A 12575-nucleotide genomic window follows, 5' to 3' on the forward strand; every position below is an offset into this window, starting at 1 on the left:
CTCGGGCCGCTGGCTGGACCCGGCGATCGTGTGCTCCGCGCCACTCTGTCCGGGTGAAGCACGGTTCGCATCTTGAACCGTGCTTCCGATCCGTCCGGTTCGTCCCGATCCGCTCTCTGACCCGTTCCGAACCGTCCCGTTCCTGCTCCTCACGACCCTCCGGAGGCCCACGTGACCCTGACGTCCGCCACGCCGCAGCAGCAGATCGCCGCGGGCAGCCGCCTCGCCGAGCACCTGGTCGACGGGCACGTGCGCCCCGCGGCCGGTGACCGGGAGGTGCTGCGCGTCGCGCCCACCACCGGCGAGCCCGCCCTCGTGCTGGTGACCGCGACGGCCGCCGAGGTGACGGAGGCGGTGACCGCGGCCGACGCCGCCCGCGCCGCCTGGCGCCGGACCGCGCCGGGGGAGCGCGCCGCCGCGCTGCGGGCCGCCGCGGCCGCCGTGCGCGCCGAGGCCGACGTGCTCGGCGCCGAGCTCTGCGCCGCCACCGGCCGCCTGCTGGGCCAGTCCGTGGAGTCGGCGCTGGTGGCGGCCGAGCTGCTCGAGGAGGCCGCGACGACCGGGCTCGGCGCCACGGGCCGGACGCTCGCGGGCGCGGGCGGCGCGCTCGACGTGGTCCGGCGGGAGCCGCACGGCGTGGTCGCGGTGATCACGCCGTGGAACGACCCGTACCCGGCGGCTGCCGGCCTGCTCGCCGCCGCGCTCGTCACCGGGAACACCGTCGTGCACAAGCCGTCCGAGCGGTCCGCCGTCCCCGGCTGGCACCTCGGCCGGCTCGTCGCCGAGGCGCTGCCCGCGGGCGTCCTGAACGTGGTGAACGGCGACGGGGCGACCGGGCAGGCCCTCGTCGACGACCCGCGCGTGGCGCTCGTCGCCCAGGTGGGCAGCACCGCGACGGGCCGCCGGATCGCGGCGACGGCCGGGGCCCGCGGCGCGCGGGTGCTGCGCGAGAACGGCGGCAAGGACCCGATCCTCGTGGACGCCGGGGTCGACCCCGCGTGGGCAGCCGGGCAGATCGCCACCGGGGCCTTCACCAACACGGGGCAGCTCTGCACGTCGGTCGAGCGGGTGTACCTGCACGAGGAGGTCGCCGACGCCGTGCTGGCCGAGCTGGTCGCGATCGCCGAGGCGCTCGTCGTCGGCGCCCCCGACGACCCGGCGACCGGGCTCGGCCCGCTCGTGGACGCCGAGCAGCGCGCCGTCGTCGAGGCGCACGTCTCCGGCGCGCTCGCGGCCGGGGCGCGGGCCCTGACCGGCGGCACGACGCCCGAGGGTCCGGGCACGTACTACCCGCCGACCGTCCTCGACGGCTGCACGGCCGACATGGCGGTGCTCACCGAGGAGACGTTCGGCCCCGTGGCCGCGGTCACCCGCGTCCGCGACTTCGACGAGGGGCTGCGGCTGGCCTCCGCCGGGCGGTACGGGCTGGCGGCCACCGTCCTGACGCCCGACCTGGAGCACGCGCTCCGGGCGGCCGACGAGCTCGAGGTCGGCACGGTGAAGATCAACGCGGTGTTCGGCGGCGCGCCCGGCGGCTCCGCCGACCCCCGGCGGGACAGCGGCGCGGGCGCGGGGTACGGGCCGGACCTGCTGGCGGCGATGACCGTGCTCAAGGCCGTGCACCTCGAGCCGGCGCCGGGGGCGTGAGCGTGCTGCGCGGCGCGCGGTCGGACGACCGCCGGGCACCCGGGCGGTGGCTCGCGCGGACGGTCGGGGGCGCCCGCCCGCGCGGCCTCGACCCGGCCGCGGGCGTCGTCGTCACGGACGCCGGCGACCCCGGTGCCCCCGCCGTCGTCCTGGTGCACGGGATCGGGGTGTCCGAGCGGTACTTCCGGCCGCTGACCGCCGAGCTCGCGCGGGACCGCCGGGTGCTCGTGCCGGACCTGCCGGGGTTCGGCCGCAGCCCGAAGCCGGAGCGGGTCCCCACCGTCGAGGACCTCGCGGACGTCGTCCTGGCCGTGCTGCGGCACCGCGGCGTCGACCGGGCCGTGCTCGTCGGGCACTCGATGGGCGCGCAGGTGGTCGCCGAGGCGATGCTGCGGGCCCCGGAGGTCGTGGAGCGGGTGCTGATGATCGGCAGCGTCGTGGACGCCGCCGCGCCCACCGTGCTCCGGCAGGCCGGGCGGCTCGCGCGCGACGGGCTGCACGAGCCGCCCGGCGTGAACGCGATCGTGCTGACCGACTACCTTCGGGCCGGCCCCCGGTGGTACTCCGCGGTGCTGCCGCACATGTTCGCCTACGACACCGCCGCGGCCGTCGCGCGGCTGCCCGGCCCGGCCCTGCTGGTCCGCGGCGCTGACGACCCGGTCGCGAGCCGCGAGTGGGTGCGGGAGCTGGCGCGGCTCGCCCCGCGCGGCGCCGTGCGGGAGGTCCCGCACGCCGGGCACATCCCGATGGCGACGCACGCGCCGCTGGTCGGCCGCTGGGTCCGCGACGGCGTGCCGGAGCTGCGCGACGACGTGCCCGAGCTGCGCGAGGGCGTCCCCGAGCTGCGCGGGGACGCCCGGTGACCGCGCGCCCGGTGCCTTCGAGCCCCGTGCCGCCGCGCCCCGTGCCGCCGAGCCCCGTGCCCGCACGCCCGGGGCCCGTCCGGCTGCTGCGGCACGCCGCGTGGTGGGCGCTCGACTACGTGTACGCCGGGGCCCGCCAGGTGCAGGGCCTGCTCTCGCGCACCACGCCGGACACGTACACCGACCCGCACCCCGCCCGCCGGCCGGCGGTGCTGCTGCTGCCCGGGGTGTACGAGTCGTGGCGGTTCCTGGAGCCGCTGGCCCGGGACCTGTTCCGGCACGGCCACGCCGTGCACGTGGTCGCCCCGTTCGGCCTCAACCGCGGCAGCATCCCCGACATGGCAGAGCTGGCGGCCGCCGCCCTGCGCGACGAGGACCTGCGGGACGTGGTGATCGTCGCGCACTCCAAGGGCGGGCTGATCGGCAAGGCGGTCATGGGGCGCACCGACGTCCGGGACCGGGTGCTCGGCATGGTCGCGGTGAACACGCCGTTCTCGGGCTCCCCGTACGCGCGGCTGCTGCCGCTGCGGTCCGTCCGCGCGTTCCTGCCGGACGACGAGGTGCTGACGGCGCTCGCGGCCCAGCGCGCGGACAACAGCCGGATCGTGTCGGCGGCGACCGTCTACGACCCGCACATCCCCGGCGGCAGCGCGCTGCCCGGGGCGCGGCTGGTCCGGCTGGCGACGCCCGGGCACTTCCGGTCCCTCACGGACCCGGGCCTCGTCCCGCTGCTGCTCGCGGAGCTGGAGCGGTTCGCGGCGGGCCCGCCCCCGGGCGCGGCGCCGCCCGCCCCGACGAGGCGGCCACCCCGGCCCCCTGACCGTCCCGGCCGCGTCTCCAGCCCGACGGTGGAACGTTCGGGCGGACACGCGGTCGGCGTGTCCGTCCAGACGTTCCACTCGACGCGGGGCGGCCGCCGGCGTCAGCTGCCGGCGACGTCCTGCGCGCGCCGCGTCGGGTGCTCCGCCCCGCGGGACCGCAGCACCGTCCGCCCGACCACCTGCTGCCAGGTCGCGGTGCGCTCGGAGCGGCCGGTGCCGATGAACGACACCGCCCAGTGCAGCAGCGTCGTGATCCGGTTCTTGAACCCGACCAGGTAGACGATGTGCACGCCGAGCCACAGCAGCCACGCGACGAACCCGGCGGTCTGCACCGGCCCGATCTTCGCGACCGCCTGGAACCGCGACACCGTGGCGAGGCTGCCCTTGTCGCGGTAGACGAACGGCTCACCGGTCGGCTCGCCCTTGACGTGCCGGATGATCTCCTCGGCCGCGTACCGCCCGGACTGCATGGCGGCGGGCGCGACGCCGGGGACGCCCTTGCGGGAGGCCATGTCGCCGACGACGAACACCTCCGGGTGCCCGGGCAGGGACCCGTTGGGCTCGACGCTGACGCGCCCCGCCCGGTCCACCTCGGCGCCGGTCTGCTCCCCGAGCCGGCGGCCCAGCGGGGAGGCGGACACGCCTGCGGCCCACACCTTGGTCTGCGCGTCGATGCGGGTCCGGTTGCCGTCGGTGTCCTCCACGTCGACGAAGTCGGCGCCCACGTCGACGACCTTGTGGTTCATCAGCAGCTCGACGCCGAGGCCCTCGAGCGTGCGGGCGGCCGACTCCTGCAGCTTCTCGGGGTAGCCGGGCAGCACCTGCGGGACGGGGTCCACCAGCAGGATGCGGGCCTGCGAGGGGTCGATGTGCCGGAAGTTGCCGCGCAGCGACCGGTGCGCCAGCTCGGCGAGCTGGCCTGCCATCTCGACGCCGGTGGGGCCGGCACCGACGACGACGGACGTCATGAGGCGGGTGCGGTCGGCCGGGTCGGGCGCGAGCTCCGCGAGCTCGAACGCCCCGAACACCCGGCCGCGGATCTCGAGGGCGTCGTCGATGCTCTTCAGGCCCGGGGCGTGGTCCGCGAACTGGTCCTTGCCGAAGTAGGACTGCCCGGCGCCGGCGGCGACGATCAGGCTGTCGTAGGGCGTCCGCGTCTCCCCGAGCGGCGAGGACGACACGACGACGCGGTTCTCCACGTCGATGTCCGTCACCACGCCCAGCAGCACCCGGGCGTTGCGCTGGCCCCGCAGCACGTCGCGGGTCGCGGGGGAGATCTCCCCGACCGACAGCACGCCCGTAGCGACCTGGTAGAGCAGCGGCTGGAACACGTGCGTCGCGGTGCCGTCGATGACGGTCACCCGCACCGGCGCACCGGCCAGGGCCTTCGTGGCGAACAGGCCGCCGAAGCCGGAGCCGATCACCACCACGTCGTGGGGCTTGCCGGGTGTGCGCGAGGGGACGCTGGCGCTCATCGGGGGTCCTTCCGCGGTGGGGTGGCGGGACCCGTCCGACCCTACGAGCGCGGTGGTCGGAGCGCGCGCGGAGCCGGCGTGCACCGGCGCGTGCCCGGCCGGCGCCCCCGGCTCAGGCCGGCGGCGCGAGGATGTCGGCCAGGCTGAACCCCACCGGCTCCTCGAGCTGCGCGTAGGTGCAGGTGGCCGGGTCGCGGTCGGGGCGCCACCGGCGGAACTGGGCGGTGTGCCGGAACCGGTCGCCCTCCATGTGGTCGTACGCGACCTCGACCACGAGCTCGGGCCGCAGCGGCACGAACGACATGTCCTTGCCGGCGCTCCACCGGCTGACCGCGCCGGGCATCCGCTTGTCGCCGTGGGCGGACTGGTCGGCCCAGTCGCCCCACGGGTGCCCGGACAGGTCGTCGGCGCGCAGCGGCTCCAGCTCCTCCACGAGCGTCTTGCGCCGGGCCATCGGGAACGACGCCGCGACGCCGACGTGCTGCAGCCGGCCGTCGTCGGTCCACAGCCCCAGCAGCAGCGAGCCGACGACCGGGCCGGACTTGTGCCAGCGGAAGCCGGCGACCACGCAGTCGGCGGTGCGGGCGTGCTTGACCTTGAACATCGTGCGCTTGTCCGGCTGGTAGGTGCCGTCCAGCGGCTTCGCGACGACCCCGTCCAGCCCGGCGCCCTCGAACCGGCCGAACCAGTCCTGGGCGACCGCGAGGTCCGCCGTCGACGGCGTCAGGTGCACCGGCGCCTGCGCCCCGCCGAGCGCGTCGACGAGCCGTGCCCGCCGGTCGGCGAACGGCGTCCGCATGAGGTCGTCGTCGCCGAGCGCCAGCATGTCGAAGCCGACGAACGACGCGGGGGTCTGCTGGGACAGCAGCCGCACGCGGCTGTCCGCCGGGTGGATGCGTTGCTGCAGCGCGTCGAAGTCCAGCCGGTCGCCGGACACCACGACGATCTCCCCGTCGACGACGCACCGCTCGGGCAGGTTCGCCTTGAGCGACTCGACGAGCTCCGGGAAGTACCGCGTCATCGGCTTCTCGTTGCGGCTGCCCAGGACGACGTCGTCGCCGTCCCGGAACACGATGGTGCGGAACCCGTCCCACTTGGGCTCGGTGTGCCCGAGGTCGGGGATCTCCGGGACGGCCTTGGCCAGCATGGGGGAGACGGGCGGCATCACGGGCAGGTCCATGGCGCCCATCCTGCTCGTTCACGCCCGGCGGCGCAGCGCCCAGACCGCTCCGGCCACCGACGCCGCGCACCACGCGAGCAGCACGACGAGGGAGCGCGCGGGCAGGGCGAATGCGTCACTCACGAGGCCCGCCCGGACGAGCTGCGCCATCGGCTCGATCGGCAGCCACTCGTGCGCGCCCTGCAGCCACCCGGGCATCCGCTCGGCGGGGTACGACACCGGGCTGAACAGCAGCACGACGAACACCAGGGCCTGCGTCATCAGGGACGCCAGCGCGGGCGCGAGCAGGGAGGCCATCGCGTACCCGACCGCGGCGGCCGTGAGCGAGACCAGCAGGGCGCCCGGCACGAGCCACGGCGCCACCGACAGGTCGATGTCGAACCGCAGCACGCCGGCGACGACGCCGAGCACCATGCCGGGCAGCGCGAGCACGGTCCACACCAGCAGGTCGCTGATCAGGAACAGCGACCGCGGCACCGGCAGGGTCCGCATCCAGTCGAGGCTGCCCTCGGTCCGGGACTGGGACAGCAGCTGCGGCGTGATGACCAGCCCGATGGTGATGAGCGTGACGGTCGGTGCGCCGGTGGCGAGGTAGAGCGCGGTGGCCGGGTCCGGGTCCCCGACCAGCAGGCCGTAGCCGATCACGGTGGCGACGGCCATGAACACCTGCACCACGACCATCAGGGGCAGGAAGGTCGACTGGCGGCGGAGCTGCCACTGCGCCAGCAGCAGGGTCTGCTCGACGGCGGTCACGCGGCCTCACCCGCCAGGGCGGGGGCGGCGCCGGCGTGGTGCTCGTCGCCGACCAGGTCCACGTACACGTCCTCCAGGGACGCGGGGGTGAGCGCGTACCGCTCCAGGCGGCCGGCCGCCACCTCCGCCTGCGCCCACCGCACGACCTCCGCGGCGTCGTCGGACCGGACCGTCCCCGTCTCGCGGCCGCGCGACGCGGACACGCCGCGGACGGCGGGGTGCCACGCCCAGTCACCGTCGAGGTCGTGCGCGAGGTCCGCCTCGACCGTGAGCGTGTCCTGCAGGTGCGCGGTGAGGCCGGCGGGGGTGTCGTCGGCGAGCACGACCCCGTGGTCCAGCACGGCGAGCCGGTCGACGACCCGCTCCGCCTCGCGCACGTTGTGGGTGACCAGCAGGACCCCGCGGCCCTGGTCGGCGAGCGCGCGGATCTGCTGCCACAGCAGCCGGCGGCGCACCGGGTCGACGTCGTTGGTCGGCTCGTCCAGCACCACGAGCCGGCCCGGGGCGACGACGGTCATCGCGAACGCCGTGAGGCGGGCGATGCCGCCGGAGACCTTCTCCGCAGGCGTGTCGGCCCACGGGCCGAGGTCCAGCGCGTCGATCAGCTCGGTCGCGCGCGCCCGGACGGCGGAGCGGTCCGCGCCCCGGATGCGTCCCACCAGCTCGATCGCGCGGCGGGGCGTCAGCCCGGTGATCGGGACGTTGGCCTGCGCCTGGATCGACACGAGCCGGCGGGCCTGGTCCGGGTGGGCGACCGCGTCGACCCCGGCGAGGCCGATGGTCCCCGCGTCGGGCCGCACCAGGCCGACCACCTGGTTCACGAGCGTGGTCTTGCCCGCTCCGTTGTGGCCCAGCAGCCCGACGACCTGCCCCGCGGCGACGTCCAGGTCGATCCCGTCGTTGGCCTGCACGCCGCTGCGTCCGCGGTACCGCTTGCGCAGACCCCGCACGCTCAGCACGTCTGCCGATCCCATCGTGCACCTCCTCCGTCTCGTCACATACCGATCGGTACATCGGTGAACGTAGCAGCACGGACAGTCACATACCAGGGGGTATCACGGCGAGTCTGTGGGTGTTCGCCCAGGTCATCACGCCGGGACGATCGTCCCACTCGCATCGGCATACCGGACGGTACGGGAGTGGGTACGATGGCGGCATGGCCCGCACCCCCGACCGCGACGACCACCCCGACGACACCATCGGCGCCGCGACCCGTGCCCTCGCGGATGCGACCGCCGCGCTGACCCGCCTCATCGGCAAGCAGGTGCAGAGCGTCGTCCCCGAGGTCTCCGAGGCGGTCGCCGCGAGCCTGCGCGAGGCGTCACGCGGCCTGGCCGACGCGTCCGAGCACGTCCAGCGGGCCGGCGACGGCAGCCGGGCCGAGGGCCGCCGGCGGGAGAAGGTGGACCGCACCCGCGCCGACCTGCTCGACGCCGCCGCGCGGGTCATCGCCGCGAAGGGGTACGAGGGCGCGTCCGTCGGCGACATCGCCGCCGAGGCCGGGTACACCAAGGGGGCGCTGTACGGGCACTTCGGGTCCAAGGAGGGCGTGTTCCTCGCCCTCGCGCGCGAGCGCCTGGGGATCGCGATGTCCGACCCCGACCTGGACATCCCCGGGCTCAGCACCGACGGCGTCGACACCGCCGCCCTGGCCGGCTGGCTGCGGGACGCGCAGGACGACCCGAACCTGCTGCTGTCGCTGGAGTTCCTGACCTACGGGCTGCGCAACCCCGACGCGGGCGGCGAGCTCGCGGCGCTGCACGTGCGGTCGTTCGACCTCGTCGCCGAGCAGGTCGCGGCCATGCGCGTGGCCCGGCGTCGCGCGGCCGGTGCCGAGCCAGGGCCCGCCGACCCGACGCAGGACGACCGGGACGCGGCGCTCGCGGTCATCAGCGTGCTCAACGTCGCGACGCTCGAGGGCAAGCTCACCGGGTCGGAGCACATGTCGCCGGAGGCCGGTGCGCGGATCATCGCCCGGCTGCTGGCCGGCTGAGGGTCAGCCCGCGTCGCGGTGCGCGTTGCGGGACAGCCGCAGCGGGACGGCGAGCCACACGACCGAGAGCCCGACGATGACGAGCGCGCCGGCGATCCAGCCCGCCGTGCGGTCGACCACGACGTCGAACAGCAGCAGCGCGGAGCCCGCCAGCACGAGCGCGAGCATCGCCAGACCGGTCTGCGCCATCTTGTCCGCCGACTCCACCAGCTCCCGCTTGAGGTGCCGTCGGAACAGGATCCGGTGCAGCGACACCGGCGCGACGATGAACCCCGTCGCCGCGACCGCGAGCACCACGAGGATGAGGTAGACGCCCTTCTGGTACTCGTCGAGGTCGAGGAACCGCTGCTGGAACGGCACCGTCAGCAGGAACCCGGTGAGGATCTGCACGCCGGTCTGCGCGACGCGCAGCTCCTGGAGCAGCTCGTTCCAGTTCCGGTCCATGCGCTCGGTCGGCGTCTCGCTGCGCCCGTCGTCGGCGCGTGCGGCGCGCTGCTGGTCGGTCATGGTCGTCCTCCGTCCCGCGCCGCGGGGGAGGGGGAGTCCCGCGACGCGCTCGCCGTATGGTGCCGCGCCGCCGGGCTCAGCGCAGGTCGAGCAGCAGCGTGTCGGAGCCGCCCACGCGGCCGACGGGCCGGAACCCGCGGCGCTCGTACATCGCGCGCGCCACGGCGTTGCCGTCCTCGACCGACAGGCTGACCGCCCGCCGGCCCGCCTGACGTGCCGCGTCGAGGCACGCGTCGAGCAGCGCGGAGCCCGCACCGGTGCCGCGCCCCTGCGCCAGCACGGCCATCGACAGCTCCGGCACGTCGTCGGCCACGTACCCCCACCCCGGGGCGTCGGCGGTCAGCAGCCGCAGCCACGCCGCACCCACCGGCTCGCCCGTCCCGTCGAGGGCGACCACCCCGAGGTCCGACGGCCGGCCCCAGCCGGCGACGTACCGCGCCAGGTGCGGGTCGGCGGCGACGTCCCGGGCGCGGACGCGCTCCTCGCCGGTCCAGTTCACGGCGGCGGCGACCAGGTCGGTCAGCAGGTCGGCGTCGTCGGCGGTCGCGGGTCTCAGGTGCACGGCGGGAGTCTCGCCCCCCGCGGGCGCGCGGCGCCACCGGATTCGGGCCCGGGGCAGGGGGGCGCCGGGAATGACCGTGCGGCCGCCCGTGTTGGAACGGTACGATCGACCTGCTGCGCGCGGCGACCGGGTCACACCGGGGGGCGGGCGCGGCGATCGACACGAGATTGACAACTCCACAGCAGCACCCACTGGGGGTGATCGGTTTCGACGGTGATCGTCGAACCAGGAGAAGCGGGCCGAGGACACACGGTTATCTCGCTAACGCTCCGTGTAAACCAATAGGTGCCGATAACAAGCGCACCGACTTCGCCCTCGCCGCCTGAGCGAGCCTCGAAGTCCGTCAGCCTGAGCTAGCTTCCGACTCAGTTCCTGGCGTCATCTAGGAAGCCACTGCTCGCAGCCTTCGTCACCGGGGCTGCGGGGACTTTCAGGTGACTGAGCCCGTCCGCGACTTGTCTGCGTGATCGCGGGGGCCGAGAAAATCTGCTGCAGACTGCGCCCGGAGAAGCCCTGGTCCCACGTCATCGGACGCGGGTTCGATTCCCGCCACCTCCACCAGTGACACGAGGCCCGTCCCGCTCGCGGGGCGGGCCTCGCTGCGTCTGCGGCGGCGCGCGTCGGCCCGTTCGCGATCGGTCAGCCGAAGCGGAGGCGGTCGACCATGAGGTCGGCCTCGTCGAGCACGTCGCCGGCCGCCCACGTCATGTCCCGGCGGGACTCGGTGATGCGGCGCAGGACCCCGGCCTCCTCCAACCGGTCGATCGCCGCGTAGGCACGTGCGGTCGAGGCGCCGGTCAGCCGAACGACGTCGCTCGCGTCGACGACGGGATGTCGGGGCAGCAGGTCGAGCAGGACGGCCGCAGCGGAGCCGGAGCGTGGGCTCACGAGGTCACGCCAGGCGGCTGGAAGCGCGATCAGCCGCTCGGCCGAGACGGTGGCCTCTCGGGTCGCGCGGGCCGTGGCCTCCGCCAGGTACGCCACGAACGGCTCGACGGTCCCGGTGCGGTAGTCGTTGATCAGCGCGAAGTACCGGTCACGGTCGGCGACGATGGCCGAGGCGACGGGCACGGCCATCTGCGTCGTCATGCCGCGGTAGCGCCAGCTCGCGTTGATCAGCGAGCGGCCGACGCGGCCGTTGCCGTCGGTGAACGGGTGGATGGACTCGAACTGGGCGTGCGCGACGGCGGCCTGCACGACGGGATCGAGGTCCGTGCGCCGGAGGAAGTCGACGAGGTCGGCCATCAACGCCGGCAGCAGACCCGGTGCCGGGGGCACGTGCAGCGCTCCTCGCGGTGAGCGGTTGGAGCCACCGATCCAGTTCTGCACCGTGCGCAGCGTGCCCGCGTCCCACTTCTCCTCGGGGTCGTCGGCCATGAGCGGGCGGTGGGCCGCGAGGATGTCGTCGAGCGCGATGCCGTGGGAAGCCCGCTCCACCAGCAGGGACAAGCCGTCGATCGCGCCCTTGACGGTCCGGGCGGATCGCGGGGCGCGGATGCCGTGCTGCGCCCGTGCCAGCTGGTCGACGGTCGTCAGCTCTTCCTCGATCCGCGACGAGGCGATCGCTTCGGTACGGAGCAGGAACGGCTCCAGCGTGGACACCTGGTGGGCGAAGCGCTGCTCGAGGACCCGGACGTCGACCGCGGCGCTGCGGGCGACCTCGAGCAGGCTCCCGCCGAGCGGCAGTTCGAGACCCGCGATCCGGGGCGGGATGCTCGCCACGTAGGTGTCGATCTCAGCGCGTCGCCCTGTGCGGGACGCCCAGGGCATCGTCTCGTGCTCGTGCGGTGGCACTCGGAGGGCGGAGGAGGGAGGCATCGGTCTCCGTAAGCGAGAAGAGCGGGCTCGCTATTCTCGCTTACGGGCACAACCGAGAACAAGGGCGGCGGTGTTCTCGCTTCGTGGGTCGTCAGCGGGGTGGGACCGTCAGGGGGCAGCCACCCGGAACACCGGCCACCCGATCTCGGTGCGCCAGGCCGACGGCTCTGCGGTGTCGCGTGGCCCGACCACGTAGATCTCCCGCACCGGCCCGGCGACCGCGAGCGCGTTGGCGACCACCCACGTGCCGAGCTCGCCGTAGGTGACGTCGATGTCGTGGTGCTCGCCGACGTGCGTCGCGACGGCCATCTCGACCGCCGGCAGGGTCACCGGGTGCACCCGGCCCGTGCGTGGCGGCCGCGGCGTCGGGCGGTAGACCAGCGCGTAACCCCGGCCGTCCTCGAACAGCGCGTTGTCGTACAGGCCGCCGGGCACACCCGTCGGCTCGGCGACCGCGGCGTCCAGCTCGGCCATGGCGCCGGCGTACCAGGCGATGACGTCGTCGTGCGCCACGTCGCCCTCGACCGCGGCGACGGTGGTCGCCGGCACCGCCCGCAGCTCGACGTCGAGCGGAGCCGGTGCCGGTCGCAGCAGCCGGCGCAGGGACGCGACCGCGGCGCGCGTCCGGTCCAGCTCGGACTCCAGCCGGTGCAGGTGGTCGGCGACCAGCTCGGCGCGGGTCCCGGGGTCGGGGGCGTGCAGGATGCGCCGCACGTCGGCGAGGGGGACGTCCAGCTCGCGCAGGCGGTGGACCACCTGCGCGGTCGGGATCTGGTCGGGGCTGTAGGAGCGGTAGCCGGTCGCGTCGTCGACGCTCGCCGGTTCCAGCAGCCCCGCGTCGTAGTAGCGGCGCAGCGTCCGCACGCTCAGGTGGGTGAGCCGCGAGAACTCACCGATGGCCAGCACGCCGCCATGGTGCACCCTCTCCCAGGGGGAGAGTCCAGCCGTTGACCCTC

11 protein-coding genes and 1 other RNA gene are annotated in these 12575 nt (G+C 75.0%); 4 read left to right on the forward strand and 8 right to left on the reverse strand.

Features of this window, described 5'->3' with window-relative positions:
• Positions 1 to 171 precede the first annotated feature (171 nt).
• On the forward strand, positions 172 to 1647 hold the full coding sequence (locus tag QNH85_RS07390) for an aldehyde dehydrogenase family protein (protein ID WP_282945551.1): 1476 nt from the start codon (positions 172 to 174) through the stop codon (positions 1645 to 1647).
• On the forward strand, positions 1644 to 2510 hold the full coding sequence (locus QNH85_RS07395; protein ID WP_282945552.1) for an alpha/beta fold hydrolase: 867 nt from the start codon (positions 1644 to 1646) through the stop codon (positions 2508 to 2510). The genes QNH85_RS07390 and QNH85_RS07395 overlap by 4 nt, the downstream gene beginning before the upstream one ends.
• A gap of 922 nt (positions 2511 to 3432) precedes the next feature.
• Here the strand turns inward: QNH85_RS07395 and QNH85_RS07400 are convergent.
• The 4 genes from QNH85_RS07400 to QNH85_RS07415 form a co-directional block, all read right to left on the reverse strand.
• A complete protein-coding gene (locus QNH85_RS07400; protein ID WP_282945553.1) occupies positions 3433 to 4806 on the reverse strand; it encodes an NAD(P)/FAD-dependent oxidoreductase in 1374 nt (457 codons plus the stop codon).
• 112 nt (positions 4807 to 4918) lie between these two features.
• Positions 4919 to 5986, reverse strand: coding sequence for an ATP-dependent DNA ligase (locus QNH85_RS07405; RefSeq protein WP_282945554.1), 1068 nt, complete (start codon positions 5984 to 5986; stop codon positions 4919 to 4921).
• An 18-nt stretch (positions 5987 to 6004) separates the two neighbouring features.
• A complete protein-coding gene (locus QNH85_RS07410) occupies positions 6005 to 6739 on the reverse strand; it encodes an ABC transporter permease (RefSeq protein ID WP_282945555.1) in 735 nt (244 codons plus the stop codon).
• Positions 6736 to 7713 (reverse strand): ABC transporter ATP-binding protein, encoded by a 978-nt coding sequence (locus QNH85_RS07415; protein ID WP_282945556.1) that lies wholly within the window; start codon positions 7711 to 7713, stop codon positions 6736 to 6738. Before QNH85_RS07415 ends, QNH85_RS07410 begins: the two co-directional genes overlap by 4 nt.
• Positions 7714 to 7895: 182 nt before the next feature.
• On the opposite strand from QNH85_RS07415, the gene QNH85_RS07420 reads away from it, so the two are divergent.
• Positions 7896 to 8732: a TetR/AcrR family transcriptional regulator gene (locus tag QNH85_RS07420; RefSeq protein WP_282945557.1), complete on the forward strand. Its 837-nt coding sequence runs from the start codon at positions 7896 to 7898 to the stop codon at positions 8730 to 8732.
• A gap of 3 nt (positions 8733 to 8735) precedes the next feature.
• On the opposite strand, the gene QNH85_RS07425 is transcribed toward QNH85_RS07420, so the two are convergent.
• Positions 8736 to 9239 carry a DUF6328 family protein gene (locus QNH85_RS07425; RefSeq protein ID WP_282945558.1) on the reverse strand — a complete coding sequence of 168 codons (504 nt, stop codon included), beginning with the start codon at positions 9237 to 9239 and terminating at the stop codon, positions 8736 to 8738.
• A 76-nt stretch (positions 9240 to 9315) separates the two neighbouring features.
• On the reverse strand, positions 9316 to 9801 hold the full coding sequence (locus QNH85_RS07430; RefSeq protein ID WP_282945559.1) for a GNAT family N-acetyltransferase: 486 nt from the start codon (positions 9799 to 9801) through the stop codon (positions 9316 to 9318).
• Positions 9802 to 9994: 193 nt separating this feature from the next.
• On the opposite strand from QNH85_RS07430, the gene ssrA reads away from it, so the two are divergent.
• Positions 9995 to 10362: a transfer-messenger RNA gene (gene ssrA, locus QNH85_RS07435) on the forward strand.
• 78 nt (positions 10363 to 10440) lie between these two features.
• Here ssrA and QNH85_RS07440 read toward each other — a convergent pair.
• Together QNH85_RS07440 and QNH85_RS07445 are read right to left on the reverse strand one after the other, a co-directional pair.
• A complete protein-coding gene (locus tag QNH85_RS07440) occupies positions 10441 to 11523 on the reverse strand; it encodes a Fic family protein (RefSeq protein ID WP_282945560.1) in 1083 nt (360 codons plus the stop codon).
• Positions 11524 to 11727: 204 nt separating this feature from the next.
• Positions 11728 to 12525: a MerR family transcriptional regulator gene (locus QNH85_RS07445; protein ID WP_282945561.1), complete on the reverse strand. Its 798-nt coding sequence runs from the start codon at positions 12523 to 12525 to the stop codon at positions 11728 to 11730.
• Between the last annotated feature and the right edge of the window lie 50 nt (positions 12526 to 12575).

The sequence above is a fragment of the Cellulomonas endometrii genome, assembly GCF_949769265.1.
Lineage (GTDB): Bacteria > Actinomycetota > Actinomycetes > Actinomycetales > Cellulomonadaceae > Cellulomonas > Cellulomonas endometrii.

What these genes read in the sequence shown, in the direction of transcription:
- QNH85_RS07400 (WP_282945553.1), bottom strand. Translation starts at nt 4,806, where the DNA reads ATGAGCGCCAGCGTCCCCTCGCGCACACCCGGCAAGCCCCACGACGTG.
- QNH85_RS07405 (WP_282945554.1), bottom strand. Translation starts at nt 5,986, where the DNA reads ATGGACCTGCCCGTGATGCCGCCCGTCTCCCCCATGCTGGCCAAGGCC.
- QNH85_RS07415 (WP_282945556.1), bottom strand. Translation starts at nt 7,713, where the DNA reads ATGGGATCGGCAGACGTGCTGAGCGTGCGGGGTCTGCGCAAGCGGTAC.
- QNH85_RS07420 (WP_282945557.1), top strand. Translation starts at nt 7,896, where the DNA reads ATGGCCCGCACCCCCGACCGCGACGACCACCCCGACGACACCATCGGC.
- QNH85_RS07425 (WP_282945558.1), bottom strand. Translation starts at nt 9,239, where the DNA reads ATGACCGACCAGCAGCGCGCCGCACGCGCCGACGACGGGCGCAGCGAG.